This window comes from Micromonospora marincola (assembly GCF_056150385.1).
The window spans coordinates 18,781-45,634 of record NZ_JAXCFT010000009.1 but is presented as its reverse complement, the minus strand read 5'-3'; the positions used below and the strand labels follow the sequence as shown (position 1 = coordinate 45,634).

The 26,854-nt window shown below is 73.6% G+C and carries 22 protein-coding genes; 10 read left to right on the top strand and 12 right to left on the bottom strand.

Annotated features, from left to right (window positions below):
• Positions 1–12: 12 nt before the first annotated feature.
• The 3 genes from SM450_RS19635 to SM450_RS19625 all read right to left on the bottom strand — a co-directional run bounded on the left by SM450_RS19635 (position 13) and on the right by SM450_RS19625 (position 2,291).
• Positions 13–1,041 carry a 6-phosphofructokinase gene (locus SM450_RS19635; protein WP_474621346.1) on the bottom strand — a complete coding sequence of 343 codons (1,029 nt, stop codon included), beginning with the start codon at positions 1,039–1,041 and terminating at the stop codon, positions 13–15.
• Positions 1,042–1,220: 179 nt separating this feature from the next.
• A complete protein-coding gene (locus tag SM450_RS19630) occupies positions 1,221–1,724 on the bottom strand; it encodes a pyridoxamine 5'-phosphate oxidase family protein (protein WP_474621195.1) in 504 nt (167 codons plus the stop codon).
• 69 nt (positions 1,725–1,793) lie between these two features.
• Positions 1,794–2,291, bottom strand: a complete 498-nt coding sequence (locus SM450_RS19625; RefSeq protein WP_474621194.1) for a polyadenylate-specific 3'-exoribonuclease AS — start codon at positions 2,289–2,291, stop codon at positions 1,794–1,796.
• Positions 2,292–2,537: 246 nt separating this feature from the next.
• Here SM450_RS19625 and SM450_RS19620 point away from each other — a divergent pair, with 246 nt between their 5' ends.
• Positions 2,538–3,230, top strand: coding sequence for a Crp/Fnr family transcriptional regulator (locus SM450_RS19620; protein ID WP_091059444.1), 693 nt, complete (start codon positions 2,538–2,540; stop codon positions 3,228–3,230).
• Positions 3,231–3,295: 65 nt separating this feature from the next.
• Here SM450_RS19620 and SM450_RS19615 read toward each other — a convergent pair whose 3' ends face one another.
• Positions 3,296–3,544, bottom strand: coding sequence for a hypothetical protein (locus tag SM450_RS19615; RefSeq protein ID WP_474621193.1), 249 nt, complete (start codon positions 3,542–3,544; stop codon positions 3,296–3,298).
• Here SM450_RS19615 and SM450_RS19610 point away from each other — a divergent pair.
• From SM450_RS19610 to SM450_RS19600, 3 genes are all read left to right on the top strand, one after another.
• On the top strand, positions 3,520–7,164 hold the full coding sequence (locus SM450_RS19610; RefSeq protein WP_474621192.1) for an ATP-binding protein: 3,645 nt from the start codon (positions 3,520–3,522) through the stop codon (positions 7,162–7,164). The genes SM450_RS19615 and SM450_RS19610 overlap by 25 nt on opposite strands.
• Before the next feature lie 280 nt (positions 7,165–7,444).
• Complete coding sequence (locus SM450_RS19605) at positions 7,445–8,281, top strand: DUF308 domain-containing protein (RefSeq protein ID WP_474621191.1); 837 nt, start codon at positions 7,445–7,447, stop codon at positions 8,279–8,281.
• Positions 8,282–8,455: 174 nt separating this feature from the next.
• Positions 8,456–9,874 carry an alpha,alpha-trehalose-phosphate synthase (UDP-forming) gene (locus SM450_RS19600; protein ID WP_474621190.1) on the top strand — a complete coding sequence of 473 codons (1,419 nt, stop codon included), beginning with the start codon at positions 8,456–8,458 and terminating at the stop codon, positions 9,872–9,874.
• Between the two features lie 15 nt (positions 9,875–9,889).
• On the opposite strand, the gene SM450_RS19595 is transcribed toward SM450_RS19600, so the two are convergent.
• The 6 genes from SM450_RS19595 to SM450_RS19570 all read right to left on the bottom strand — a co-directional run bounded on the left by SM450_RS19595 (position 9,890) and on the right by SM450_RS19570 (position 15,455).
• Positions 9,890–10,714 (bottom strand): alpha/beta hydrolase, encoded by an 825-nt coding sequence (locus SM450_RS19595; protein ID WP_474621189.1) that lies wholly within the window; start codon positions 10,712–10,714, stop codon positions 9,890–9,892.
• Positions 10,711–12,105, bottom strand: coding sequence for a flavin-containing monooxygenase (locus tag SM450_RS19590; RefSeq protein ID WP_474621188.1), 1,395 nt, complete (start codon positions 12,103–12,105; stop codon positions 10,711–10,713). Before SM450_RS19590 ends, SM450_RS19595 begins: the two co-directional genes overlap by 4 nt.
• Positions 12,106–12,594: 489 nt before the next feature.
• Positions 12,595–13,296, bottom strand: coding sequence for an endonuclease/exonuclease/phosphatase family protein (locus SM450_RS19585; protein ID WP_474621187.1), 702 nt, complete (start codon positions 13,294–13,296; stop codon positions 12,595–12,597).
• Position 13,297: 1 nt separating this feature from the next.
• Positions 13,298–14,245: an ROK family glucokinase gene (locus SM450_RS19580; protein WP_474621186.1), complete on the bottom strand. Its 948-nt coding sequence runs from the start codon at positions 14,243–14,245 to the stop codon at positions 13,298–13,300.
• Positions 14,246–14,318: 73 nt separating this feature from the next.
• The gene (locus tag SM450_RS19575) at positions 14,319–14,957 is read right to left on the bottom strand and encodes a hypothetical protein (RefSeq protein ID WP_474621185.1); all 639 of its coding nucleotides are present in this window, start codon (positions 14,955–14,957) and stop codon (positions 14,319–14,321) included.
• 42 nt (positions 14,958–14,999) lie between these two features.
• Complete coding sequence (locus SM450_RS19570) at positions 15,000–15,455, bottom strand: SRPBCC family protein (protein WP_474621184.1); 456 nt, start codon at positions 15,453–15,455, stop codon at positions 15,000–15,002.
• 98 nt (positions 15,456–15,553) lie between these two features.
• Here SM450_RS19570 and SM450_RS19565 point away from each other — a divergent pair, with 98 nt between their 5' ends.
• From SM450_RS19565 to SM450_RS19545, 5 genes are all read left to right on the top strand, one after another.
• The gene (locus SM450_RS19565) at positions 15,554–17,362 is read left to right on the top strand and encodes an AMP-dependent synthetase/ligase (RefSeq protein ID WP_474621183.1); all 1,809 of its coding nucleotides are present in this window, start codon (positions 15,554–15,556) and stop codon (positions 17,360–17,362) included.
• Positions 17,363–17,376: 14 nt separating this feature from the next.
• Positions 17,377–19,071, top strand: coding sequence for a sensor histidine kinase (locus SM450_RS19560; protein WP_474621182.1), 1,695 nt, complete (start codon positions 17,377–17,379; stop codon positions 19,069–19,071).
• A 7-nt stretch (positions 19,072–19,078) separates the two neighbouring features.
• A complete protein-coding gene (locus SM450_RS19555) occupies positions 19,079–19,747 on the top strand; it encodes a response regulator transcription factor (protein ID WP_007072219.1) in 669 nt (222 codons plus the stop codon).
• A 195-nt stretch (positions 19,748–19,942) separates the two neighbouring features.
• On the top strand, positions 19,943–20,755 hold the full coding sequence (locus SM450_RS19550; RefSeq protein WP_474621181.1) for an SAM-dependent methyltransferase: 813 nt from the start codon (positions 19,943–19,945) through the stop codon (positions 20,753–20,755).
• A complete protein-coding gene (locus tag SM450_RS19545) occupies positions 20,748–22,541 on the top strand; it encodes a putative bifunctional diguanylate cyclase/phosphodiesterase (protein ID WP_474621180.1) in 1,794 nt (597 codons plus the stop codon). The genes SM450_RS19550 and SM450_RS19545 overlap by 8 nt, the downstream gene beginning before the upstream one ends.
• Positions 22,542–22,583: 42 nt before the next feature.
• Here the strand turns inward: SM450_RS19545 and SM450_RS19540 are convergent, their stop codons facing one another.
• Positions 22,584–23,252, bottom strand: a complete 669-nt coding sequence (locus tag SM450_RS19540) for a response regulator (protein ID WP_474621179.1) — start codon at positions 23,250–23,252, stop codon at positions 22,584–22,586.
• Positions 23,204–24,517 carry a sensor histidine kinase gene (locus tag SM450_RS19535; protein WP_474621178.1) on the bottom strand — a complete coding sequence of 438 codons (1,314 nt, stop codon included), beginning with the start codon at positions 24,515–24,517 and terminating at the stop codon, positions 23,204–23,206. The genes SM450_RS19540 and SM450_RS19535 overlap by 49 nt, the downstream gene beginning before the upstream one ends.
• A 139-nt stretch (positions 24,518–24,656) precedes the next feature.
• On the opposite strand from SM450_RS19535, the gene SM450_RS19530 reads away from it, so the two are divergent.
• Positions 24,657–26,783 carry an MMPL family transporter gene (locus SM450_RS19530; RefSeq protein WP_474621177.1) on the top strand — a complete coding sequence of 709 codons (2,127 nt, stop codon included), beginning with the start codon at positions 24,657–24,659 and terminating at the stop codon, positions 26,781–26,783.
• Positions 26,784–26,854: the final 71 nt, after the last annotated feature.

Below are 26,854 nucleotides of genomic sequence, written 5' to 3'. Positions count from 1 at the left end.
TCCTTACATCTCTCAGCTGCCGAAGAAGACCTCGGCCTCGGTGTAGCGCTCCAGCGGCACGGTCTTCAGCTCCCGGGTGGCCTCGGCCAGCGGGACGCGGACGATGTCCGTGCTCTGCATCGCGACCATCTTGCCCCAGTCGCCCTCGTGCGCGGCGTCGATGGCCTGGAGGCCGAGGCGGGTGGCGAGCACCCGGTCGAACGCGGTCGGCGTGCCGCCGCGCTGGATGTGGCCGAGCACCACGGTGCGGGCCTCCTTGCCGGTCTTCGCCTCCAGCTGCTCGGCGAGCCACTGGCCGATGCCGCCGAGGCGGACGTGGCCGAACGAGTCGAGCTCCTGGTTGTGCAGCACCATCTGGCCGTCCAGCGGCTGGGCGCCCTCGGCGACCACCACGATGGGGGCGTACTGGTGCTGGAAGCGCTTCTCGACGTACCCGGCGACCTGCTCGACGTCGAACTGCCGCTCGGGCAGCAGGATCACGTTGGCGCCGCCGGCGAGGCCGGCGTGCAGGGCGATCCAGCCGGCGTGCCGGCCCATCACCTCGACGACGAGCGTGCGGTGGTGGCTCTCGGCGGTGGTGTGCAGCCGGTCGATCGCCTCCATCGCGATGTTGACCGCGGTGTCGAAGCCGAACGTGTAGTCGGTGGCGCCCAGGTCGTTGTCGATCGTCTTCGGCACGCCGACGACGTTGACGCCCAGCTCGTGCAACTTGGTGGCGACGCCGAGGGTGTCCTCGCCGCCGATCGCGATCAGGGCGTCCACGCCCTGCGCGGCAAGGTTCTCCTTGATCCGCTCCACCCCGTTGTCGATCTTGAACGGGTTGGTCCGGGACGAGCCGAGGATGGTGCCGCCACGCGGCAGGATGCCCCGCACCTCCGCGATGCCCAGCGGCTTGGACAGGCCCTCGAGCGGGCCCTTCCAGCCGTCCCGGAAGCCCACGAACTCGTGACCGTAGGTGGCGACGCCCTTTCGGACCACCGCCCGAATCACCGCGTTGAGACCAGGGCAGTCGCCCCCGCCGGTGAGCACGCCGATACGCATGATCCGCTCATCCTCCTGAGACATCGGGTGAAGCCCGGATAAGCCCCAGGATATGTGTCAGATCAGACCATCGGCGCCGTTGCCGGCCCGGGGCGGGCCGTCCGTGCGAACTGTAGTCGCCGCTGGTGTGCGCCGGCACCGCGCCCCGGGCCGTTTCCGACCATCGGTCTGATTACCGGTCAGTAGCCGACCTCCCGGTTCTCGCCCGCCTTCGGCGGCTTGCCGGTCACCGCGGCCTTGGCGAAGCCGAGCAGGTTGACCACCGTGCTGCCCGGCGAGTCCCAGTACTCGGCTGAGCCGGCGTGCACCTTGATCAGGGTGATCCCCGGCGTCTGGAGGCCGTCCGGGAACCACGCCTTGAGCAGCGGGTTCCACAGCTCCTTCGCGCGGGCGTCGTCCCACTCCTCGGTGGCGGTGCCGGCCACCGACACCCAGGCGTTGTGCCGCTGATCGGAGAAACCCACGTTGACCTGCGGGTTCACCCGGATCTGACGGATCTTCGCGGAGTCGGCGTAGGCGAAGAACCAGAGGTCGCCGTCGAAGTCCGCCTCCTGCAACCCCATCGGGCGGCTGACCAGCCGGCCGTCCACGGCGGTGGTGGTGAGCAGGCAGATCCGGGCGTCCCGGATCAGCTCGGTGACCTTGCGCCGGGCGTCGGCGGCGCTTGTCGGCTCGTTGCTCATGGGCCCTCCTCGGATCGGCGTGATGCCGCCTCCGGTGCCCCGGGCAGAACGGGTCAAACCTGCCCGCGCTCAGTGCCCGGTCATCGCCCGCCAGCGGGCCAGGTTGTGCCGGGCGTCCACGAGCGCGTCGTGCCGGTCGGCCTCGGCGTCCGGCAGCCGGGGCCGGCCCCGGTCGTCCCAGAGTTGACGCAGCTCCTTGGTGAACCGGGGGATCTCACGGGGCAGCGCCGGCATGGCGCCCCAGAGCTGGGCCAGCACCACATGGTCGTACGCCGCGTACCAGGCCCAGAGCTCCACCTGCTCGCCCGGGCGGTCGCGCACCGGCGCCAGCAGGAACTCGTGCAGGTCGTCCCGGATCCGCTCCCGCGACCGCCAGGCCCGGTCGGCCGGCGAGGGGAGCTTGTCCAGCACGTTGCGCCGCACCCAGGGCACGGCGCGGGAGTCGTCGAACTCGGTGGAGACCGCGTAGAACTCGCGGCCGTACTCGTCGACGACACCTATCGACACCAGGTCGACGGTGCGGCCGTCCTCGATGAATTCGCAGTCGTAGAAATAGCGGTAGACCATCGCGCCCATCCTCGCCCATCGGCCCCGCCGGGCCGCCGTCGGGGCGTCCGCCGAGGTCGGCGCCGCACCGGTCGCGAGCCGCCATGGTCACGGAAGTGTCTCCGGGGGTGTACAGCACGCTACCGGGCCGTCATGATCTGATGTGTACCGCCGTCGGGCGCCGAACCGGTTGAGCTGCCTCGTACCGGGACTGACAGCTTCACCCGGTGTGCGAGTGGTGACTTCTGACCGGGGAGGAGTTGAGCCGTGGAGTCTCGCCTGCCGGAGCCGGGTGACGCGCTCACAGGCGTGGAGATGTTCGCCGGGCTGGAGCCGGAGGTGCGTCAGCGGGTCATCGCCGCGGCCGTGCCCCGCACCTACCGCAAGGGGCAGTTGCTCTTCGTCGAGAACGATCCCGGCGAGTCGCTGATCGTGCTGCGCCGCGGCGCGGTGGCGGTGTTCCGCACCGCCCCCACCGGGGAGCGTGCCGTGCTGTCGGTGATCCGACCTCCGGACGTGCTGGGCGAGGTCTCCCTGCTTGACGCCTCGACCCGGTCGGCCTCGGCGGAGGCCATCGAGGACTGCGCCGCGCTGGCGCTGTCCCGCCCCGCCTTCATGGAGCTGGTGCACTCCAACCCGCGCATCCTCGACGCGGTGATGCGCTCCCTCGGCCAGTTGATCCGCCGGCTCACCGAGCAGAACGCCGACCACGTCTTCCTCGACCTGCCCGGCCGGGTGGCCAAGACGCTGGTCCGGCTGGCCGGCGAGAGTCAGGCCCCGATGATCACCATCGAGCTGAACCAGAGCCAGCTCGCCGAGATGGCCGGCGGCTCACGGCAGAGCGTCAACCAGGCCATCGGCTCGTTCGCCAGCCGCGGCTGGCTGCGTACCGAAGGACGCCGGATCGTGGTCACCGACGTGGCCGCGCTGCGCCGCCGCGCCGGGATGAGCGACCGCTGACCCGCATGACGGCGGGGCCCGGCGATCGTTCGCCGGGCCCCGCCCTCGGGTGTGACGTCGCCGCGTCAGTCGTCCTTGGTGTCGGCCGGCGGCGCGCTCGGGCCGGGGCCGATCTTCGACGGGTCGGTCTTCTTCGACGGCGTCGTGGTGGTCGTGGTCGTCGTGCTCTCGGTCGATCCGCTGCCTGCGGGCTGCTCCACCATGCCTTTTTCCTCCAGTTCGGCGAGTGTGACGGCGTCCACGTCGACCGTGTCGCCCGAGGCCCACACCGTCCCTCGTGGATCGATCCATGGGGCGGAAAGCCGGACGTGCACGGCACTCTCCCTGTCGACGGGACTTCCTGCTAGAGGAGACTAGACCCGGCCGAACAGCCGCATCGTCCCGTCGACCCGTCGGGTACCCGACTGGGGCGGCGGCGCGGCACACTTGGTACCTCACGCGTACGGAGCCGGACATCGATCTCACCTGTGGACACTGCTCCCGGACCGCCGGGCCGGACGACCGTTTCTGCGGCGGGTGCGGCCGGCCGCTCGCGGCGGCCTGCCCGGGCTGCGGCCACGCCAACGACGCCGGCGCCAACTTCTGCACCAACTGCGGCCAGCCGCTGCGCGACCACGCGGTCGCGGTGCAGGAGGACCGCCGGCAGGTGAGCGTGCTCTTCATCGACATCGCCGACTTCACCACGTACGCCGAGCGGGCCGACCCGGAACAGGCCCGCGGCCTGCAACAGGCATACTTCGCCACGGTGCGCCGGCTGGTGCACCAGTACGGCGGCGTGGTGGAGAAATACATCGGCGACGCGGTGATGGCGTTGTTCGGCGCGCCGGTGGCCACCGACAACGACGCGCTGCGCTGCGTACGGGCCGGGCTGGAGCTGCAACGCAGCCTGGCCCGGCAGCCGGCCGGGCCGCACCCGCCGCTCGGCTTCCGGGTCGGCATCGCCACCGGCGAGGCGCTCGTCGACCTGGCCGCGGCGCGCGACGGCGGCCAGGCCTTCGTCACCGGTGACGTGGTCAACACCGCGAGCCGGTTGCAGGGGCTGGCCCCGGTCGGCGGCGTGGTGGTCGACGAGAGCACCTGGGCGGCCACCCGACGCGAGATGGAGTACGCCGACCGGCCGCCGGTCACGTTGCGTGGCCGGTCGGCGGTGAGCCGGATCTGGCTTGCCGTCCGGGCCCGGCCCCGGCGCGACCGGCAGGGCCCCGAGCTGACCCCGATGGTCGACCGGGACCACGAGCGGGGTCTGCTGGTGAGCGCGCTGCACCGCACCGTCACCGAGCGCACCTCCCAGTTGCTCACCGTCTTCGGTCCGGCCGGGGTGGGCAAGAGCCGGCTGCTGCGTGAGCTGGCCCGGCACGCGGCAAACCTGCCCGGCACGCAGGTCACCTGGCTGACCGGCCAGTGCCCGCCGTTCGGCGAGAACGTCACCTACGCCGCCCTGGCCGACATCGTGCGGGGCTGGGCGGGGCTGGCCGGCGCCGACGACCCGGCCGCCACGCGGGAGCGGCTGCGCGACCGGCTGGGCCGGCTCGCCGACCCGCACGCGGTGCGGCTGGCCGAGGCGCTGGGGCCCCTGGTCGGCGTCTCCGGCGAGCGGCTCACCTCGGCCGAGACCGAGGCGGCGTGGCGGCGTTTCCTGCTCGCGCTGGCCGCGACCGGCCCCACCGTGCTCGTCTTCGAGGACATGCACTGGGCGGACGAGGCGATGCTCTCCTTCGTCGAGCAGCTCGGCGCGGCGGCCCGCAACGTGCCGCTGCTCGTCGTCGCGACCGCCCGGCCGGAGCTGCGCGAGCGGCATCCGGCCTGGACCGGCACGATCAGCGGGGCGATGTCCATCTCGGTGCCGCCGATGCACGACGGGGACATCGACACCCTCTACTCGCTGCTGCTCGGTCAGGCCACGCTGCCCAGCGAGGCCCGCGCGCCGCTTATCGAGTTCGCCGACGGCAACCCGCTCTACGCCCAGGAGTACGCCCGGATGCTGCTCGACGGCGGCCTGGCCAAGCGCACGGCGAGCGTGGCGCTGCTCGACCCGACGGGCGGCGCCGGGATGCCCCGCACCGTCCAGGCGGTCATCGCCAACCGGCTGGACCTGCTCGACCCGGCCGACCGCACCGTGCTCCAGGCCGCCTCCGTGGTCGGCGTGCAGTTCTGGGCGGCGCCGGTGGCACTGGCCCTGGGCCGGCCGGTGGAGTGGGTGGAGCGGGCGCTGCACCGCCTCCAGCGCCGCGACCTGGTCTTCGAGCTGCCCACCTCGACCATGCCGGGGCAGTCCGAATACCGGTTCCGGCACGTGCTGGTCCGGGACGTCTGCTATCAGCGGTTGCCGCGGGCGGAGCGGGTCGCCCGGCACCAGGGCGCCGCCGACTGGTTGGAGCAGCTCGCCGACGGCCGGCAGCACGACCTGGCCGAGGTCCTGGCCAACCACAGGTGGGCGGCGCACGAGATCGCCCGCACGGTGGGGCTCGACCAGGCCCCGCACGCCGCCGCCACCCGGTCCGCGCTGCACCGGGCCGCCCTCCGGGCGTACGAGCTGCACGCGCTGGAGACCGCGGCCACGCTTGTCGAGCGCGCGCTGAGCGTCGAGTGCGGGCCGGACCCGGCGCTTGAGCTGTTCCAGGCCGAGCTGGCGTTCTATCGGGACCGCGACGGGTTCCTGGTCGACGGCGGCACGGCACGACTCACCGGCCTGGCCGGCCGGCTGGCCGACGCCGGCGACCTGCCCGGCGCGGCGAAGGCGTGGCGGCTGCTGGCCACGGCGGCGTGGGCGCGGGCCGACCGGTCGGAGACGTTGCGCTGCCTGGACCGGGCGATCCGGCTGCACGCGGAGCTGCCGGACAGCGAGGACAAGGTCGGCGCGCTGCTGGAGCTGGCCCGGGCGCACATGTTCGACGCGTCGACCGAGCCGGCCTGCGTCGCCGCGAGCAGTGCCGCCGAGCTGGCCGAGCGGCTGGAGCTGCGGGAGGCGCGGGCGAACGCCCGGATCACCCTGGCGGCGGCCCGCTACCAGGCCGGCGCCGAGGGTGCGTACGCCGAGATGGCCGAGGTCACCGAGGAGTGCCGGGTGGAGCGGCTCACCAGCTGCCGTCGGGCGGTGCACAACCTGGCCTGGGCGTTGCAGGAGGAGGGCGACCTGGCCGGCTCGGCCCGGCTGGTCGCCGAGCAACGGTCGCTGGACCTGGCCGGCCTGCACGGCCTCACGGTGAGTTTCAGCGAGCAGTGGACCCGGTCCTACTACAGCGGGGACTGGACCGCGGCGCTGCGGATGGCCGAGGGGTCGACCCGGCGCCCGACCGACGAGTGGGACCTGCACGTGGTGGCGATCTCCGGCTGGATCCGGGCGCTCGGCGACGGCCCGGCCGCCGGCGACGGCGACGGCGACGGCGACCCGGACCTGGTGGACCAGGCGCTTGTCGCGGCCCGGCGCAGCGGCTTCCACCGGGTGCTGCGGTCCACCGTGGCGCACGCCGCGCTCTGCCGGGCGGTGCAGGGTCGCCGGGACGAGGCGCTCGCGCTGCTCGCCGAGCTGGACGAGGACTGGCGACGGACCCGGATGATCCCGTTCGCCGAGTGGGTGCCGGCGGTCGGTCACGTCGCCGGCCTGCTCGGCGGCGACGCGGCGGTCCTGGTGCGTGACCTGCTGGCCCGTGCCCCGCGGGCGACCCGCTGGGCCCAGGCGGCCGGTCGGTCGGCCGACGCGGCACTTGCCCACCGCGACGGTGACGCCGCCCGGGCGGGCCGGTTGTTCACCGACGCGGCGGAGGACTACGCGGGCATGAGCGACGTCACCGACCATCTCATCGCGTCCGCCCTGGCGGTGCGGCCACTCACCGAGACGGACCCGCCGGCCGCGGCGGCGACGCTGGCCCGGGTACGCGCCTTCGCGGAGCGGCACGCCGCCGTCGGCCTGCTCCGCATCGCGGAGGCCGGCTGAGCGGTCCGGATCCGTTACGACCCCCGCCGGTAAGGTATTCGGCTTTCGCGGTGAAGGTGACTTTTCGCGGGCGGAGGACCGGCCGTGGTGGCGGGTCGCGGGCGGCATCCTCCGGCGATCCTTACCGCGCCGGGTCCGCCCAGGTGGGGCCCGGGACCCGCCGAAACGTCCGGGAAGTGGGCACGAACCCGTACGCCGCGCCACAACGCACTCCCGGAACCGGGTGCCGGCGTGTCAGGATTCAGGACACGACGTCAGGCCGTGGTGAAGGGGGTGTCCGGTGTCAGGGGGCGGGCCTCGCCGAGGACGGCGGGACAACGGGCTCGACGCGGCCGAGTACGCGGTCGCGGGCGACGTCGATCCGCGCGTCGGTGAGCACCTGCTCGACGTGCTCGCCGCCGGTGGCATCGCCGCCTACCTCCAGCCCTCCGCCGATCTCAACCCGGTGACCCGCACCACCACGGTCCCGGCCCGCCCGGTCGACCGGCTCTACGTCGACAGGTCGCACCTGCGGACCGCCCGGGACTACCTCACCCAGCTCGCCGACGAGGGCGGCGGCGAACCGCCCCGCGCCGACGAACCCGACATCGAGGCCGAGTGGGCCAAGATCGTGGCGGGCTTCCACACCACGCCGACCACCGGCAGCCACCCCTGGCCGGCCGCCGAGGACGTCGACGACCCGGCCGCCCCGGGTGGCGCCGCCGCCGGCCGCGCCGAGGAGCCGGCCGGCCCGACCGCCACCGACGTACGCCGGCTGCCCTACGCGGCGGACGTCTCCGGCATCTCGGTGAGCCGCGACCGGCACGACGAGCCCTCCCTGCTGGACGGCCTGGACACCTTCGGCGCCGACCTGCCGGGCGACCCGGAGGAGGAGCACTACACCCCGCCCCCGCCGCCCCCGCTGCCGCGCTTCTCGAAATACGCGGTGCTGGGTGTGCTCTCCATCGTCCTCGGCTTCCTGCTGTTCCTCTCCCCCACCGTGATGTCGCTCGTCGACCCGTCGGTGGTGACCCTGCTCGGCTTCACCGGCATTCTCGGCGGGTTCGTGATGCTCATCTGGCGGCTGCGACCGGGCGACCGGGACGACCAGGATCCGGACGACGGCGCCGTCGTCTGAGCGGTCGCCGACCCCCCTGCCCGGATTGCGGGACGCCGCTCGCCCGAGCCGACCGGGTAACAGGGGTGTAACTTACGGTCAGTAGGAATACCGCTGAACGTCACGTCCCGCGCCGGCTGTCCGGTTCGCGTTCCGCTCCGGTCGCCGGCACCCCTGCTGAGCGGATTGCCCGAGATGCGACAGAGCCCCCTCGTGGTGGTGGCCAACCGCCTCCCCATCGACGACAGTGTGGCGCCCGATGGCGCCTTCGAGTGGCGCCGCAGCCCCGGCGGGCTGGTGAGCGCCCTGCACCCCCTGCTCCGGCACACGCCCGCCACGTGGGTGGGCTGGGCCGGCGGCACCGGCCCGGCACCCGACCTGCCCGACGTGGACGGGGTCCGGATGCGCAGCGTCGCGCTGAGCGCGGAGGACTTCCGCGACCACTACGAGGGCTTCGCCAACGCCACCCTCTGGCCGCTCTACCACGACGCCGTGGAACAGCCGGAATACCATCGCCGCTGGTGGGAGGCGTACCAGCGGGTCAATCAACGCTTCGCCGAGGCCGCCGCCGAGGTGGCCGAGCCGGGCGGGCTGGTCTGGGTGCAGGACTACCACCTCCAGCTCGTGCCGGGCCTGCTCCGCGCGCTCCGCCCCGACCTGCGGATCGGTTTCTTCCTGCACGTGCCGTTCCCGCCGCCGGAGCTGTTCATGCAGCTTCCCCGCCGGTCCGAGCTGCTGCGCGGGATGCTCGGCGCCGACCTGATCGGTTTCCAGCGGGCCCAGGCGGCGCACAACTTCGCCCAGCTCGCCACCAAGGTGCTCGGCCTGTCCGCGACCGACAGGCGGATCGGGGTCGACGACCGGGTGGTGCGCATCGGCGCCTTCCCGGTCGCCATCGACACCGCCGAGATGGCCGCGCTCGCCGCCCGACCCGAGGTCGCCGAGCGGGCCCACCGGCTGCGGCAGGACCTCGGCCGGCCCGAGAAGGTGATCCTCAGCGTCGACCGGATGGACTACACCAAGGGCATCGAGCAGCGGCTGAAGGCCTACCGCGAGCTGTTGGCGAGCGGCGACGTCAAGGTGCGGGACACCGTGCTGGTGCAGGTGGCGGTGCCCAGCCGGGACCGGGTGGGCCAATACCAGATCCTGCGCGACCGGGTGGAGCACCAGGTGGGCCGGATCAACGGCGAGTTCGGCCGGGTCGGCGAACCCGCGATCCACTACCTCACCCAGCCCTTCGACCGGGCCGAGCTGGTCGCGCTCTACCGGGTCGCCGACGTGATGGCGGTGACCCCGCTGCGCGACGGGATGAACCTGGTGGCGAAGGAGTACGTGGCGGCCCGGATCGACGGCACCGGGGCGTTGCTGCTCAGCGAGTTCGCCGGCGCGGCGGCCGAACTGGAGCACGCGTACCTGGTCAACCCGCACGACCTGGACGGGCTCAAGCAGGGGTTGCTCGCCGCGCTGCGGGCCGGCCCGGAGGACGTGGCAGCCCGGATGCGCGCGATGCGGGACCACCTGGCCCACAACGACATCCACGCGTGGGCGGCGTCCTACCTGAGCGCGCTCGAGGAGAGCGGGACGCTTGTCGGCCGCCGCACCATCCCTCGCTGAACCGCCGCCCGGCGCTTAGCCGGTGGTGGGCGCCGGGTCCTTGTCCAGCCAGTCCAGGATCGCGTCGATCGGTTCCCGCCAGCGGGCGTCGAGCATCAGGTCGTGGCCCATGCCGGGGAAGAGCAGCGGGGCCGAGTCGTAGCGGCGGGCCGCCCGGGTCAACGCGGTCGCCGGGAGCACCCGGTCGTCGGGGCTGCCGAGCACAAGCACCGGCGGCCGGCCCACCGCCGGCTCCGGCGACCGGCCGGTGAGCAGTTGCCACTGCGCGCGGCGGCCGGCCCGGCCCAGCCGGGCCACGTGCCGGCGGGCGTCGGCGTCGGACAGCTCCCGGCTGAACAGCTGACGCCGGTTGAGCCGCAGGCCGGCGCCGAAGACCGCCGGCAGCGTGCCGACCGGGTTGCGGCGCAGCGCCGCGCCGAACGTCGGCCAGCCGCCGAGCACCGGCGCCACAAGCACCGCGGCCCGCGCCGGATAGCGGGCCAGCGCGTGCGCCACCACCCGGGCGCCGGCGCCGTGCCCCACCAGCACCGCCTGCCGCGGCAGGCTCGCCGCCACCTGCGTCACGTCATGGGTGTACGCCCGCAGCGTCGCCTCCGGCGCCGGCTCGCTGCCGCCGTGCCCGCGCAGGCTCAGCGCGTACGCCGGGAAGCCGCGCCCGGCGGCGTGGCCGAGCCAGTGTTCGGCGAACGCCCACGCGCCGTGGCCGAAGCCGGGCACGAACAGCAGCGGCGGCTTGGCCTCTTCCTGCTCGGGCACCGCGGCCAGCACCTCGCGGCGCACCGGCCGCTCCGGCCGGGCCCACTCCCAGGCCCGGACCACCCGCACCCGTTCGCTGGTCATTTGCTGTCCTCCAGCTCGTACCAGGCCCGTTGCAGAGCGCGCAGGTAGTCGGCGTGCCCGACCTCGAACCAGTGCCGGGTGCTGTCCTTGACCTTCGCCGAGTACCGCTCGCCGAGGCCGGCGCGGACCCGGCGGTCGAACGCCGCGACGCGTTCCGGCCGGGTCGTGCGCAGCGTGAGCAGCCGGGCGAAGAGCGCGCTCTGCCAGTGCGAGATCGCGAAGATGCCGGAGTCCGGCTGCACCAGGCCCACCACGGCCAGCGTGGGGTGGCCGGCGGTGAAGGCGTTCAGCCACAGCCGGGGCCGCCCGGAGCCGTCCTCGTCGCCGAGCACCCGGCCCTGCATGAACTCGAAGCGCGGCAGGTAGCCGGTGGCGAACACCACAAGCTCCGGGTCGATCCGCCGGCCGTCGGTCAGCTCGACCGTGCGGTCGTGGAACCGGGCCACGTCGGGCACCGGGGTGATCTCCCCGTGCCCGACGTAGTAGACGAGTTGGCTGTTGGCGATCGGGTGCGTCTCGTAGACCCGGTGGTCGGGCTTCGGCAGGCCGAACCGGGTCAGGTCGCCGACGGTCAGCCGCAGCGTCCAGTGATAGAGCCACTGCCGCACCCGCAGCGGCACCCGCAGCGCCAGCAGTGTGTCGTTGACCTGGTCGGCCGGGCGGCCGAAGACGAACTTCGGGGCGTACCAGTAGCCGCGTCGGGTGGAGTGCCAGCAGTGCGACGCCTGTTGGGCCGCCTCGACCGCGATGTCGCAGCCGGTGTTGCCGGCGCCGACCACGAGCACCCGCTTGCCGCGCAGCTGGGCCGGGTCCTTGTAGGACGAGGCGTGCATGACCTCGCCGCGGAACTCCGCCAGCCCCTCGTACCGGGGCAGCTTGGGCGACCAGTTGTGGCCGTTCGCCAGCACCACGGCCGCGTACCGGGAGGTGCGCTCGGGGCCGTAGCCGCCGGTGCTGCGGGTGGTCACGTCCCACCGGTCCCCCTCGACCGGCTCGACCCGGACCACCTCGGTGCCGAACCAGACGTGCTGCCGCAGGTCGAAGTGGTCGGCGTAGCGCTCGAAGTAGGACAGCAACTGGCTGTGGTGCGGGTAGTCCGGCCAGTCGTCGGGCATCGGGAAGTCCGGGAACTGGGTGAACGGCCGGGACGAGATGAGGTGCGTGCTGGCGTACACCGGGCTGCGGTCGTGCCGCCAGTTCCACGCCCCGCCGACGCCTGTCTCCCGCTCGTAGCAGTCCACGCCGAAACCGGCCTCGCGAAGGTTCTTCACAGCGGTCAGCCCGCTGGCGCCGGCGCCGATGACGCAGACCGTGTCGCCCCGGTCGGAGACCGGATCGGAGCGACCGGGATCGGAGCGACCGGGATCGGTGGGGTCGGTGGGGGAGGACACCGCGAATTCTCCTTCGTACGGCACGCGCGCCGGGTCGGTGCGAAATCCTGCCGACAATGCCCTCCGTTGTCCAGCCACCCGAGTGTCGACACGGTTCACCGGGAACGCATCTTCACGCTCGGTCACCGTCCGCCGATTCACGCAGAGTGAGGACGGGGCCGGGCCACCGCGGTGCCCTTCTCCCGCCTTTGCTCTGCAGCCACGGACGCAGCGCGGCAGTGAACTGGTCATTCCCGGAAGGAGCTTCGGGTCACACCTCGCCCCCATAGTTACCATGGGTAACCGATGCGTATGGGGCTGCAGAGCAAAGGCGCCAGCGGGCCTCATGCCCCACCCACGGGGATCTCACGTTCCGTAACCACCCGGACCGGCCGCACCGCGCGACGCGTGCCGCACGCCCCGCACCGCCCACAGTCCGCACCGCCGTAGCCCGTACCGCGCGGCACCACGCGGCTCGCGCCCGTCGGGCGCCGGCCGACCGTCGTGGGGTCAGTCGGCGGCGGGCAGCAGCAGGTCGACCAGGACCGGGAAGTGGTCGCTGGCCCGGCGGGTCGTCGGGGTGTCGACCACGTCGTAGTCGACCACGCTGATCCGCGGGTCGACGAAGAGCGCGTCGATGCGGCGGCGCGGGTCGGCGCAGGAGAACGTGTGCCGGTCGGCCCGGTCGGCGGCGACGGCGGTGTCGGTAAGCCCCTCGGCCACGGTCCGCCAGGCCGGCCCGTCCGGCCCCTCGTTGAGGTCCGCGCCGGCCACCACCGGCAGCGTGGACGCGGCGAGCGCCCGCTTGAACGCCGCCGCCTGGGCGGGTCGCTCCGCCGGGTCGGTGGACAGGTGCGAGCCGGCCAGCAGGAAGTCGACGCCGCCCACCCGGCACCGCGCGTACGCGGCCCCGCGCAGGTGCCGGCCCGGGGTCAGCGGGTAGCGCTCGCACCTCGTGTCGGTGACCCGCACGCGCAGGCTTGTCAACAGCACGTTGCCAAGCGACGGCAGGCCGCCGGCGGCGAACACCAGGCCGAACGAGTCAGCGAGCGTGGCGCACTTCTGCCGCCACCGGAACCGGCGCGGTCCCTCCTGGACGATCACCACGTCCGGCGCGGCCTGCCGGACCACCTCGGCCAGCGCGGCGGTGTCGTCGCGCTGGCTGTGCACGTTGTACGACAGCACCCGCAGCGGCACTCCCGGACCCGGCACGTCAGACCCGCCGAGCCAGGTCGGCGGCGCCGATCACGCCTGCGGTGTTGCCCAGCTCGGCCGGGCGCACCTCCGCCACCGGCAGGCGGCTGCGCTGGGCCAGCGCCTCGGTGAACGAGCGCCGGGTCGGACCGAGCAGCAGGTCGCCGGCGTCGATCACGCCGCCGCCGACCACGAGCACCTGCGGGTCGAGGATCTGCGCCATGTCCGCGAGGCTGGTCCCGAGCCAGCGGCCGACCTGGGCGAACGCCTCGGTGGAGACCGGGTCGCCGCCCTTGGCCGCGGCGGTCACCATCGGGCCGGTGATCGCCTCGGCCTCGCCGTCGGCCAGCTCCAGCAACGCGGTGGCCCGGTGCGGCTCCTGCCGGGCGGCGGCCCGGGCGAAGCGAACCAGGGCGCTGCCGCTGGCGTACTGCTCGATGCAGCCCAGCCGGCCGCAGCCGCACTGGTGGCCGTCCGGCACGGTGAGCATGTGCCCCAGCTCGGCCGCGATGCCGTTGGCGCCGCGGACCAGCTCGCCGCCGAGCACGATGCCGCCGCCGACGCCGGTGCCGATGGTGAACATGACCATCGAGTCGTCGGCGTCGCGCGCCGCGCCGTAGCGGAACTCCGCCCAGGCGGCCACGTTCCCGTCGTTCTCCACGATCACCGGCAGGCCGGTGGCGTTGCTGACGTAGGAGCGCAGCGGCTCGTCCCGCCACGCCAGATTGGGGGCGAAGAGCACGGTGGAGCGGGCCGCGTCGATCCAGCCGGCCGCGCCGATGCCGACGGCCTCGACGGTGCGGCCGGCGGACAGTTCGGTGACCACCTCGATGATGACGTCGCGGGTCTTGGCCACGTCGTCGGCGGGGGTGTCCCGTCGCGTCTGCACGATTACCGCGCCGGTGTCGTCCACGACACCGCCGGCCACCTTCGTGCCACCGACGTCGACTCCGATGGTCAGCGTCACCGCCGCCACTCCCCTCTGCTGTGCTGCCCCGGCACCGGCCGAACCGGCCGTGCGTACCCGGGATGTCCGGTGGTCAGGCCCCGTCGCCTGGTGCGTCCGCGCCCGCCTCCCCGGACGCCCGCGAGGCGGGCACCACGGGACGACCGGTCGGCGGCCGGCCCGCCGCCGGCTCGTCCCGAGTGGCGGCGGACCATACGTCCTGCTCGGGCGCCGGCTGAGAATCATGCCCGGTACGGGTCGCCTCGCGCCACACGTGGTCACCCGACCCGGTCGGCGCGGGACCACCGGGACCGGCAGGCGTCGTGGTGGCCGCCGGCCCGACGGGTCCGGCCGGATCGGCAGGTTCGGCCGGCTCGCTCCGTTCGGCAGGTTCGGCCGGCTCGCTCCGTTCGGTGGGCGCGAACGCCCGCAGCACGCTTGCCACGCCGGCCGCGAGGTCACCGGCGCCGGTGGCGAGCCGCTCGGCGAACTCCGGACTCGGGTCACGCAAGGCGGCGATCCCGCGGCAGACCGGGCAGACGCAGCATTCCGGCGACCCGGTGGCGAAACCGGCGGCGTTGCCGGCGGTCGTGTGACCGAGGACACCCGAGAGGATCCCACCGAGCGGGCCCCCGGCGCCGGACGGGGTGGCGGCCAGCCGCGCCGCGGCCAGCAGACTGACGACGAGGCGCTCGGCCTCTTCCCGGGCCGAGCCCGGATCGGTGGTGCCCATGGCTCGGCTCCTCAAGCGTGACGACCGGGACGGCGAACGGAATCAGTCTGCCGCACCTGGTGCTTCTACCCGGCGCTTGAGCTGCTTCAACGCCGCATCCATGATCATTTTTTCGGCCTTGCGACGGAACATGCCGAGCATCGCCACCGACAGCTCCACCTCGAGCGTGTAGGTCACCGTGGTCGTGCCGTCCGGGTTGCCCACCAGGTCGTACGACCCGCGCTGGGACCGCTGCATCTTCGACGGCGCGGCCAGGTGCCACTCGATCCGGGAGATGTCCTCGGCGTACTCGTAGACAAGCACGTACTCGTCGGCCAGCACGCCCGCGTCCAGGGTGAACCGGACCTGGCTGGCGTAGCCGTCCTCGTACTCCTCGACCACCTCGGCCGCGCGCACCGCCTCGGTCCACTCCGGGTAGCGGGGGAAGTCGCAGATGACCGCCGCCACCCGGTCCGGTGACGCGCCGATGGTGATCGACTGGGTGGAGGAGTCCGCCATGGGGGGAGGCTACCCGGCCGCCCACCCGCGCGGGCGGGTAGGTTTCGACTGAGCCGACCAGGCCGGGCCCCCGCCGGTGCGAGCACGAGGGAGTGCAGGTGCGCGAGTTCTCCGTCCCGCCGATCGTCACCGTCGGCGACGCGGCAAACCTGACCGACCCGGTCTGGAACAACGCCGAGGTCGCCCCGGACACCGTGCAGTTCGTCCGGATCGCCGGCGACGCCGGAGCGCCGGCCCGCACCGAGGTGACCTGCCGGCAGTTCCGGGACGAGGTGGTCGCGGTGGCGCGGGGCCTGGTCGCGGCCGGCATCTCCCCCGGCGACCGGGTCGGGCTGATGAGCCGCACCCGCTACGAGTGGACCCTGCTCGACTACGCGATCTGGGCCGTCGGCGCGGTCACCGTGCCGATCTACGAGACCTCCAGCGCCGAGCAGGCCGCCTGGATCCTCGACGACTCCGGCGCCGTGGCCGTGGTGGTGGAGAGCACCGCCCACGCGACCCTGGTCGCCGGCGTCCGGGACCGGCTGCCCGAGCTGCGCGAGATCTGGCAGATCGAGCTGGACGCGGTGACCCGGCTGGTCGCCGCCGGCGAGTCGGTGGACCCGGCCGAGATCGAGGTACGCCGCTCGATGCTCAAGGCCGACGACATCGCCACGATCATCTACACCAGCGGCACCACCGGCCGGCCCAAGGGCTGCGTGCTGACCCACCGCAACATCTACGCCGACATCGCCAACGCGGTGCCGGTGCTGCCGAACCTGTTCCGGGAGGGCGCGTCCACCCTGCTCTTCCTGCCGCTGGCACACGCGTTCGCCCGGCTCATCCAGGTCGGCGTGGTGCAGGCGCAGGTCACCATGGCGCACTGCGCGGACACCAGCAACCTGGTCGGCGAACTCCAGGAGTTCAAGCCGACGTTCGTGCTCTCCGTACCCCGGGTCTTCGAGAAGGTCTACAACGGCGCCCGGCAGAAGGCCGAGGCCGACGGCAAGGGCTCGATCTTCGACCGGGCGGAGAAGGTCGCCATCGCCTGGAGCGAGGCCCAGGAGCTGCCCGGCGGGCCGGGGCTGGCGCTGCGCGCCCAGCACGCCCTCTTCGACCGGCTGGTCTACGGCAAGCTGCGCGCGGCGCTGGGCGGCCGGTGCCGCGACGCCATCTCCGGCGGCGCGCCGCTCGGCGCCCGGCTCGGCCACTTCTTCCGCGGCGTCGGGGTGACCATCTGCGAGGGGTACGGCCTCACCGAGACCGCGCCGGCCGCCGCCGCCAACCTGCCCACCGGCACCCGGATCGGCACGGTCGGCCGGCCACTGCCCGGCGTCACCGTCCGGATCGAGGACGACGGCGAGATCCTGATCTCCGGGGACATCGTCTTCCGGGGCTACTGGCACAACGAGACGGCCACCGCCGAGGCGCTCACCACCGACGGCTGGTTCCGCACCGGCGACCTGGGCCAGCTCGACGAGGACGGCTACCTCAGCATCACCGGCCGGAAAAAGGAGATCATCGTGACCGCCGGCGGCAAGAACGTCGCCCCGGCGGTGCTTGAGGACCAGGTGCGGGCGCACCCGCTGATCAGCCAGTGCATGGTGGTCGGCGACCGCAAACCGTTCATCGCGGCGCTCGTCACCATCGACGAGGAGGCGCTGCCGAAGTGGCTGGCCGGGCACGGGCGACCGGAGACCACCACCGCGGCCGACCTGCGCGACGACGAGGCGCTGCGGGCCGAGGTCCAGACCGCGATCGACCAGGCCAACCAGTCCGTCTCCAAGGCCGAGGCGATCAAGGTGTTCCGGATCCTGCCGCAGGACTTCACCGAGGCGACAGGCGAGCTGACCCCGTCGCTGAAGATCAAACGGCAGGTCGTGCACAAGACGTACGCCACGGAGATCGCGGAGATCTACCGACGCTGACTACCATCCGTCAGGTGCCCGCCTCCACATCCGGTCAGCCACAGACGCAGCTCCTCGCCGCCGCGGCCCGCGCGGTCCTCCTCGCGCTTGTCGCCGCCCTGACCCTGTTCGCCACCCGCGACCCCGCCCAACTCTGGTGGATCGCCCTGCTGGGCGTCGCCGGGCTGCCCGGCGTGCTGGCCCCGCAGCACCGGCTGCTGGCCCCGATCAGCCGCTTCGCCGAGGTGGTGGTGCTCGGGCTGGCCGCCAGTCAGGTCGCCGCCGACACCCAGCTCAGCGGCGCCACCGGCGGGCTCGGCGCATCGGCGGTGCTGCCCTACCTCGCCGTGCCGGTCACCGTCACCGCCCTGCGTCGCCGGTTCCGCGAGGGCGCCGCGCTGCTCGTGGTGGCCGCGGCGACGCTGCTCGCGAGCGCCGCGTTCACCGAGGTCGGCGGCGAGCCGCAGCTCGGCCAGGTCGGCTACCTCACGGTCTGCGCCCAGTGGCTGATCCTGGCCGCCCTCGGCCTCTACACCGCCGGCACGCTCCAGCGGGTGATGCGGGTCCGCGGCGAGAGCAAACCCCAGCCGTACGCCGAAGCGACCCGCCTGCTGACCCAGCTACGGACGGTCGCCCGCCAACTGCCCGGCGCCACGCTTGATCCGGGGGGCATCTCCGAGCACCTGCTGGAGGAGCTGCGGATGGTGGCGAAGACCGACCGCGGCGCGGTGCTCTCCGCCAGCGGCGGCGGCCGGCTGGTGGTGCTCGCGCAGATCGGCGCGGACCGGGTCGACTGGGAGACCACGCTCGACGCCGACTCGGCCATCGCCGACGCCTGGGCCAGCCAGCAGCCGACCGTCTCGGCCCGCTCGCAGGCCCGGTCCCGGCACTCCGGCGAGGTGTCCGCCCTGATCGTGCCGCTTGTCGCGGGCGTGCGCACGGTCGGCCTCGTCGTCATCGAGGCGGACGCCGGCGCCGCGTACCCGCCGCCTGTGGTGTCCCGGGTGACGGCGCTCACCGGCCCGGCCGCGCTGCGGCTGGAGGCCGCCCTGCTCTTCGACGAGGTGCGCTCGCTCGCCACCAACGAGGAGCGGCAGCGGCTGGCCCGGGAGATCCACGACGGGGTCGCCCAGGAGCTGGTCATGGTCGGCTACGGCATCGACAACGCCCTGGCCACCGTGCACGACGACGCCGAGGAGACCGCCGACTCGCTGCGCACGCTGCGCCAGGAGGTCACCCGGGTGATCCAGGAGCTGCGGCTCAGCCTGTTCGAGCTGCGCAGCGAGGTGGACCGGCACGGCGGCCTGGCCGCCGCCATCGCCGAGTACGCCCGCACCGTCGGCGCCTCCGGCGGGCTGCGGGTGAACCTCTCCCTGGACGAGTCGACCGCCCGGCTGCCGGCCGCCACCGAGGCGGAGTTGCTGCGCATCGCGCAGGAGGCGGTGACGAACGCGCGCAAGCACGCCGGGGCCTCGAACCTCTGGGTCACGTGTGAGGTTGATCCCCCGTACGCCCGGATCGAAGTGTCGGATGACGGTCACGGCATCGGTGACCAGCGGCCCGAGGGGCACTATGGTCTTGCGATCATGGCGGAGAGGGCGGAACGTATCCGGGGCCGGTTGGAGATCAGGCCGCGGCAACCCAGCGGCACAACAGTGGCGGTGGTCCTCGGTTCGTCGCCCCGGCGCGATAAGGTGCGCGGCAGCGCCGCAGCAGCAGAAGGGGAGTAACCCGAGGATGACCACTAGCCCGACACCGGCCACACGTACCAAGGTCCTCCTTGTCGACGATCACGACCTGATCCGCAAGGGTCTGCGGCACGCCTTCGAGCGGGACCGGCAGTTCGAGGTCGTGGGCGAGGCCGCCACGGCCGCGGAAGGCGTGCGTCAGGCCGGCGCGCTCCAGCCGGACGTTGTGATCATGGACCTTCGACTGCCCGACGGCAGCGGCCTGGAGGCCACCCGCGCGCTGCGCAAGTCCAGCGCGTCGATGGGCATCGTCGTGCTCACCATGTATGCCGGTGACGACCAGCTCTTCGGCGCCCTGGAGGCGGGCGCGAGCGCCTTCGTGCCGAAGACCGCCCCGGCCGACGAGGTGGTGGCCGCCGCCCGGCACGCCGCCTCCTCCCCCAGCGCGTTCACCGCGGCCGACCTGGCCGAGGCGATGAAGCGCCGGCTGGCGCCGTCCGGTCCGCAGCTCTCCCCCCGGGAGGGCCAGGTGCTGCGGCTGCTCGCCGACGGCATGAGCGTGGCCGGCATCGCCAAGCAGCTCTTCGTCAGCGAGTCGACCGCCAAGACCCACATCTCCAAGCTCTACGAGAAGCTGGGCGCCGCCAACCGGGCCCAGGCGCTGATGACCGCGCTGCGGTTGGGGCTGCTGGAGGCCCCGGACGCGCCCAAGTTCTGACGCCCGTCGCCGCGGGGGCCCCGTCCGTACGCCGGACGCGGGCCCCTGCGGCGCTTCGGGACGGCCGACCGCGTACGGTGAACGGCCGGACGCGGAACGACTGTGGTCTTTGCACCGCGACGGCGGGCGGGCAGAATACCCGGTGATCCGCGCGGCGGTGACGCCGCGCGTCGCCGACACCCAAGGGGCAGGGACATGCAGCGGCCGGACTGGGCACCGGAGACGATCGACATCGAGCGCCCGAGCGTGGCCCGCATGTACGACTACTACCTGGGCGGCTCGCACAACTTCGCGGCCGACCGGGCCGCCGCCCGGGCGATGGTGGAGGCGGTGCCCGAGGCCCCGCTGATGGCCCAGGCCAACCGCGCCTTCCTCCGCCGGGCCGTGCACCACCTGCTCGACGCCGGGGTGCGCCAGTTCCTGGACATCGGCTCCGGCATCCCCACCGTGGGCAACGTGCACGAGATCGCCCAGCGGATCGACCCGGAGTCCCGGGTGGTCTACGTCGACGTGGACCCGGTGGCCGTGGCACACAGCCAGGAGATCCTGGCCGGCAACGAGCGGGCCGTCGTGGTGCGGGAGGACCTGCGCCACCCGGCGGCGATCCTGGGCCATCCGGACGTCACCCGGCTGCTCGACTTCTCCCAGCCGGTCGCGGTGCTGATCGTGGCGGTGCTGCACTTCATCCCGGACTCCGACCGCCCGGAGGAGATCCTGCGGACGCTGCGCGCGGCGCTGGCGCCCGGCAGCCACCTGGTGCTCTCCCAGGCCAGCGACGACGGCCGCGCCGGCACCGGCGAGCGGGCCGAGGCGGAGCGGGTCTACCGGCGCACCGACAGCCAACTCTTCATCCGCGGCCGGACCGAGTTGACCGCGCTCTTCGCCGGCTTCGAGTTGGTCGACCCGGGCGTGGTGTGGGTGCCGCAGTGGCGGCCGGACGCCCCCGACCAGGCGGAGGACGCCGAGCGGGCGGTCTTCATGGGCGGGGTCGGGCGGCTCGGTGACTGACGACGCGACAGGCGCCGCCGGCCGCCGCCCCGGCGTGTTCGCCCGAGCCTGGGCCAAGGCGGTCTCCGGGACCAGCTACCTGCCGATGACCCAGGCCCAACTGGAGGAGGTGCTGCAACGGCTCACCGAACGGCTCGCGGAGGCGATGCGCGCCGACCCGTTCGACCTGCGGATCGGCCAGCAGGTGGGCGCGGAGCTGGTGCAGTCGCACATCGCCTCCGCCGAAGGGCTCGGCCGCACCGTCGAGGTGATCCAGCTCCGGCTGGTCCGCGACCTCGACCTGGTCGTCGACGACGCCGAGGACCGGATGGCCCGGCTGCTCGCCACCGTCGCCACCGGGTACTCCCGAGCGCTGCGCGACCGCACGCTCGACGAGCAGGAGTCCATCCGGCGGGCCGCCATGATGGCCCGGGCGCAGGCCGAACGGGCGCTGCGGGACAGCGAGGCCCGGTTCCGGCACCAGGCCACCCACGACCCGCTTACCGACCTGCCGAACCGCACCCTGTTCACCGAGCGGCTGACCGCCGCGATCGCCGCGCCCGGCCGGGGCGCCGACCGGGTCGGGGTCTGCTTCCTCGACCTGGACCGCTTCAAAGTGGTCAACGACTCCCTCGGCCACCAGGTCGGCGACTCGCTGCTGGTCACGGTGGCGCACCGGTTGCGCCGGGCGCTGGGCGAGCACCTGGTGGCCCGCCTCGGCGGCGACGAGTTCGTGATCCTGGTGGAGCGCACCGCCGGCACCGACGACGCGGTGAAGGTCGCCGAGGCGGCGCTTGACGCGATCCGTGAGCCGGCGCTCGTCGACGGGCACGAGCTGACCGTCTCGGCAAGCATCGGCATCGTGGAGCGACAGGTGGCCGGCACCTCGCCGATGGAGCTGATGCGCGCGGCGGACAGCACGCTGCACTGGGCCAAGGCCGCCGGTGGGGCCCGCTGGGCGCTGTTCGACGCCGACCGCAACCGCCGCGAGCTGTCCCGGTACGCGCTGTCCGCGGCGATCCCCGCCGCGCTCGACCGGGGCGAGTTCTACCTGGACTACCAGCCGCTCACGTCGTTGCGTGACGGCCGGGTGCTCGGCATGGAGGCGTTGGTGCGGTGGCGCCACCCGGAGCTGGGGGTGCTCCGGCCGGACAGCTTCATCCCGCTGGCGGAGGAGACAGGTCTGATCGTCCGGCTGGGGAGCTGGGTGCTGGCCGAGGCGTGCCGCGAGGCGGGCACCTGGTCGGCGGCGGGCGCGGACGCCCCGTTCGTCAGCGTCAACCTGGCCGTGCGCCAGCTCCACCGGCCCGACCTCGTACCCGAGGTGCAGGGCGTGCTCGGCCGCACCGGCCTGCCCCCGGACCGGCTGCAACTGGAGATCACCGAGAGCACCATGATGAGCACCGTGGTCGAGCCGGTCCGGGCCCTGCGGGTGCTGGGTGACCTGGGCGTCCGGGTGGCCATCGACGACTTCGGCACCGGCTACTGCAACCTCGCGTACCTGCGGGACCTGCCGGTGAACGAACTCAAGGTGGCCGGCGAGTTCGTGACCGGGCTGTGCGCCCCTGCCGGTGACCCGGGCGGGCGCACCGACGAGCGGATCCTCGCCTCGCTTGTCTCGCTGGCGCACGCCCTCGACCTCACCGTCACCGCCGAGGGGGTGGAGACGGCCGACCAGGCGGACCGGCTGCGCGCCATCGGCTGCGACGCCGGGCAGGGCTGGCACTTCGGCCGCCCCGGCCCCGCCCCCGGAGGTAAGGCGGGGCCCCCTGTTAACGCTTCCGGTAGAGGAGGGGCCCCCGCTTAACACCGCGCACCGCGCACCGCGCGCGGGCGGCGGGCGGCGCGGTCAGCCGGCCGGGCGGCGGGCGTCCGAACCGTCCAGGTAGGCCAGCACGGCCAGCACCCGCCGGTTGTCGTCGCCGGACTGCGGCATCCGCAACTTGCTGAAGATGTTGTTGATGTGCTTGTCGACGGCCTTCGCGGTGACGAAGAGCCGGGCGGCGATGGCGGCGTTCGACCGGCCCTCGGCCATCAGCCCGAGCACCTCCCGCTCGCGCGCGGTCAGCTCACCGAGCGGCTCGGCGCCGGCCCGGCGGGCCAGCAGTTGGGCGACGACCTCCGGGTCCATCACGGTGCCGCCGGCCGCGACCCGGCGCACCGCGTCGACGAACTGATCCACGTGCGACACCCGGTCCTTGAGCAGGTAGCCGACCCCGCCGCGCCGATCGGCGAGCAGCTCCCGCGCGTAGAGCTGCTCGACGTGCTGGGACAGCACCAGCACCGGCAGCCCGGGCATCTCGGCGCGGGCCCGCACGGCCGCCTGCAACCCCTCGTCGGTGAACGTCGGCGGCAGCCGTACGTCGATCACCGCGACGTCCGGCCGGTGCGTGGTCAACGCGGGCAGCACCGACGGTCCGTTGTCCACCGCCGCCACCACCTGGCAGCCGAACGCCTCCAGGATCCGGGTCAGCCCGTCCCGGAGGAGGGCGAGGTCCTCGGCGATGACAACTCGCACGGCAGCTCCATGCTGATGACGGTGGGTCCACCTGTCGGACTGGTCACCGTCATCGTGCCATCGAACGCGGCCAGCCGGCGACCGGTCCCGGCCAGGCCGCCGCCCGCCGCCGGCGTCGCCCCGCCCCGGCCGTCGTCGCCGACCACCATGGTCAGCCGCCCGGCGGTGTACCGCAGCTCCACCCATGCCCGGGTCGCCCCGCTGTGCTTGCCCACGTTCGCCAGCGCCTCGGCGACCGCGAAGTATGCGGCCGACTCGACCGGGGCCGCCGGCCGGCCCGGCAGGTCGACGCTGACCTCCACCGGCAGCGGCACGGCAAGCGCCAGCGCCCGTACCGCGCCGGGCAGACCGCGCTCGGCGAGCACCGGCGGGTGGATGCCGCGGACCAGGCCGCGCAGCTCGGCCAGGGCCTGGCCGCTTGTCTCCCGGGCCTCGGCGAGCAGCCGGCGGACCGCCTCCGGGTCGGCGCCCACCAACTGCTCGGCCAGGCCGATGCTCATGCTCAACGCGACCAGGCGGGCCTGCGCGCCGTCGTGCAGGTCCCGTTCGATCCGGCGCAGCTCGGCGGCCTGCGCGTCCACTGCGTCGGCCCGGGTGACGGTGAGCTGCCGCACCCGCAGCGCCAACTCGGCGCCGCGGGTCGGCTGCAGGAGAAGGCCGGCGAACCAGACGTGCAACCAGACCAGCCAGCGCCCGGCGGCCACACCGACGACCAGCAGCAACGCCCCGATCGGAAAGCAGAGCAGGGCCTGGACGGTGCTGTCGATCGGCCAGAACGGGCCGTAGCCGTACCAGAAGCCGGCGGTGTACAGCACCATCGGCAATCCGACCAGGCCTTCCAGGCCGTACGCCGGCAGGGCGAACGTGAGCAGGCAGACCGTGCCGGTGACCACGCCCGGCAGCAGCCAGGCCAGATCCCGCCAGGTCGCCGGGTCGGACACCACCCAGCGGAACCGTCGCCAGGTGCCGAACCACGCGCCCTCCGGCGCCGGGAGGTAGGGCGTGGCCAGTTCGACGCCACCCCAGCGGGCCAGCCGGCGGTGCAGCCCGACGCAGAGCCGAACCCCGGCGGTCACCACCGGAAAGAGCGCCAACCCGACGCCGAAGACCGGGATCAGGCCCAGCGCGACCACGGACAGCACGAACAGCGCCACGTGCGTGCCCAGGGACAGCAGCGCGATCAGCACCCCCTGGACGACGGTGACCGCACCGGGCCGTAGCCGGACCCGGAGCCACGCGCGTGCCGAAGCCTCCACGAACGTCATTCTGCGGCATGGCCGCCCGGTTTCCGGTGGTGCTGGCACCACCCGAGGAGGCGGGTCGGCACCCCTGACCCCGGGCCGGCCCGTGCGCAGGATCGAGGAAGCCCCCGGCACACCCCGAGCGAAGACGAGAGGAAATGTGATGGCCCCGCACCGAACAGCCGGCCTACCGGCCGGACGCCGTGGCAAATATGCCGTCCTCGTCCTCTGGTTGGTGCTGCTCTCGGTCGCCGGCCCGCTCGCCGTGAAGCTGGGCGAGGCACAGGACAACTCGACGCTCGGCGCGCTGCCGGCCGGCGTCGAGAGCAGCCGGGCCGCGCAGCGGGTCGAGGACGCGTTCCCCGACTCCCGGCGGCAACTGGCCATCGCCGTGTACGTCCGCGACAGCGGCCTCACCGCCGCCGACCGGGCCCGGGCCGACGCCGACCGGGCCGCCTTCGCCGGGTACGCCGACGGGGGCGTGGTGTCCCCGCCGACGCCGAGCGCGGACGGCCGGGCACTGCTGTTCTCGCTTCCGGTGAGCCTCGACGAGGAGCGGCGCGCCGAGGTGGTGAGCGCCATGAAGGAGCGACTGGCAGATGACGTGCCGTCGGGGCTGCGGACCGCGCTGACCGGCGACGCGGCGGCCGAAAGCGACGTCTTCGACGCGTTCGGGGGGATGGACGGGGCATTGTTGCTGGCCACCGCGGTCACTGTCGCCCTCCTCCTGCTGATCACCTACCGCAGTCCGGTGCTGTGGCTGGTGCCGCTGATCGCGGTGGGGGTCGCCAACCAGCTCGCCGGCGCCACCGTCTACCTGCTGGCGCGGCACGCCGGGCTGGCCGTGGACTTCCAGAGTCAGACCATCCTGACCGTGCTTGTCTTCGGCGTCGGGGTGGACTACGCCCTGCTGCTCATCGCCCGCTACCGGGAGGAGTTGCGCCGGCACGCCGACCGGCACACCGCGATGGCGATGGCGCTGCGCCGCTCGTACGGCGCGATCTGCGCCTCCGCGGCGACGGTCGCGCTCGGGCTGCTCTGCCTGCTCGCGGCGGACCTGCCGACGACCCGTGGGCTGGGCCCGGTCGGCGCGGTAGGCATCGTCGCCGCGCTGCTCGCGATGACCACGCTGCTGCCGGCGCTCCTGGTGCTGCTCGGCCGGTGGCTGTTCTGGCCGTTCGTGCCCCGGTACGCCCCCGGCGTGGACGCCGACGACCGCGCCGCCGACCACGGGGTGTGGCGGCGGATCGCCCGCCTGGCCGGCAGCCGGCCGCGGATGGTCTGGGTGGGCACCACCGCCGCCCTGCTCGTGCTGACCCTCGGCATCGGCAACCTCGGTCTCGGCCTGCCCGACGACGAGTCCTTCACCACGGAGGTCGGCTCGGTCACCGGGCAGCGGCTGATCGCCGACCACTACCCGGGCGGGTCGGCCGCGCCGGTCGAGGTGGTGGCCGTCGCGGGCGCGATGGACCGGGTGGTGGCCGCCGCCCGCGCGGTGCCGGGCGTCTCCGACGTCACCGAGCCACAGCGGTCCGCCGACGGGCGCTGGGTACGCGTCACCGCGGTCCTCACCGACGTCCCGGACAGCAGCGCCGCCCGGGACACGGTGACCCGGCTGCGGGATGCCGTGCACGCCGTACCCGGCGCGGAGGCGCTCGTCGGCGGGCGGACCGCGATGCTGCTCGACGAGCGGCGCACGGTGGACCGGGACAACTGGGTGGTCATCCCGCTGGTGCTCGCCGTGGTCCTGGTGATCCTGGTGCTCCTGCTCCGGGCGCTTGTCGCGCCGCTGCTGCTGATGGCAAGCGTGATCCTCACGTACGCGGCGGCGATGGGCGGTGCCGGGCTGCTGCTCGGCGCGCTGGGCCACCCGCACCTGTTCGTCGGGGTCCCCCTACAGGCGTTCCTGTTCCTGGTCGCCCTCGGCGTGGACTACACGATCTTCCTGATGACCCGGGCACGGGAGGAGACCGCGCTGATCGGGCACCGGCTCGGCGTGCTGCGGGCGCTCACCGTCACCGGCGGTGTGATCACCAGCGCCGGTGTCGTGCTGGCGGCCACCTTCGGGGCCCTGCTGGTGCTGCCGCTGGTGCCGTCGGTGCAGATGGGGGTGATCGTGGCGGTCGGCATCCTGCTCGACACGTTCCTGGTGCGCAGCCTGCTGATCCCGGCGCTGACCCTCGACCTGGGCGCAAGTACCTGGTGGCCGGGCCGGCTCGCCCACCGCGCGGCCGAGCGTAAGCAGGGGGCCCCGCTTAACGCCTCCGGTAGAGAAAGGGCCCCCGTTTAACAACTCGCCGCCGACAGGCCCGCGCCGTCCGTCCGGAGCGCCACGACCTCCCCTCGGGAGGGGCGCGCTCG

Coding starts and splice junctions, on each gene's coding strand:
- SM450_RS19555 (WP_007072219.1), top strand. CDS start 19,079: ATGACCACTAGCCCGACACCGGCCACACGTACCAAGGTCCTCCTTGTC.
- SM450_RS19575 (WP_474621185.1), bottom strand. CDS start 14,957: ATGGGCACCACCGATCCGGGCTCGGCCCGGGAAGAGGCCGAGCGCCTC.
- SM450_RS19630 (WP_474621195.1), bottom strand. CDS start 1,724: ATGAGCAACGAGCCGACAAGCGCCGCCGACGCCCGGCGCAAGGTCACC.
- SM450_RS19550 (WP_474621181.1), top strand. CDS start 19,943: ATGCAGCGGCCGGACTGGGCACCGGAGACGATCGACATCGAGCGCCCG.
- SM450_RS19570 (WP_474621184.1), bottom strand. CDS start 15,455: ATGGCGGACTCCTCCACCCAGTCGATCACCATCGGCGCGTCACCGGAC.
- SM450_RS19600 (WP_474621190.1), top strand. CDS start 8,456: ATGCGACAGAGCCCCCTCGTGGTGGTGGCCAACCGCCTCCCCATCGAC.
- SM450_RS19635 (WP_474621346.1), bottom strand. CDS start 1,041: ATGCGTATCGGCGTGCTCACCGGCGGGGGCGACTGCCCTGGTCTCAAC.
- SM450_RS19535 (WP_474621178.1), bottom strand. CDS start 24,517: ATGACGTTCGTGGAGGCTTCGGCACGCGCGTGGCTCCGGGTCCGGCTA.
- SM450_RS19610 (WP_474621192.1), top strand. CDS start 3,520: ATGGGGCGGAAAGCCGGACGTGCACGGCACTCTCCCTGTCGACGGGAC.
- SM450_RS19530 (WP_474621177.1), top strand. CDS start 24,657: ATGGCCCCGCACCGAACAGCCGGCCTACCGGCCGGACGCCGTGGCAAA.
- SM450_RS19595 (WP_474621189.1), bottom strand. CDS start 10,714: ATGACCAGCGAACGGGTGCGGGTGGTCCGGGCCTGGGAGTGGGCCCGG.
- SM450_RS19625 (WP_474621194.1), bottom strand. CDS start 2,291: ATGGTCTACCGCTATTTCTACGACTGCGAATTCATCGAGGACGGCCGC.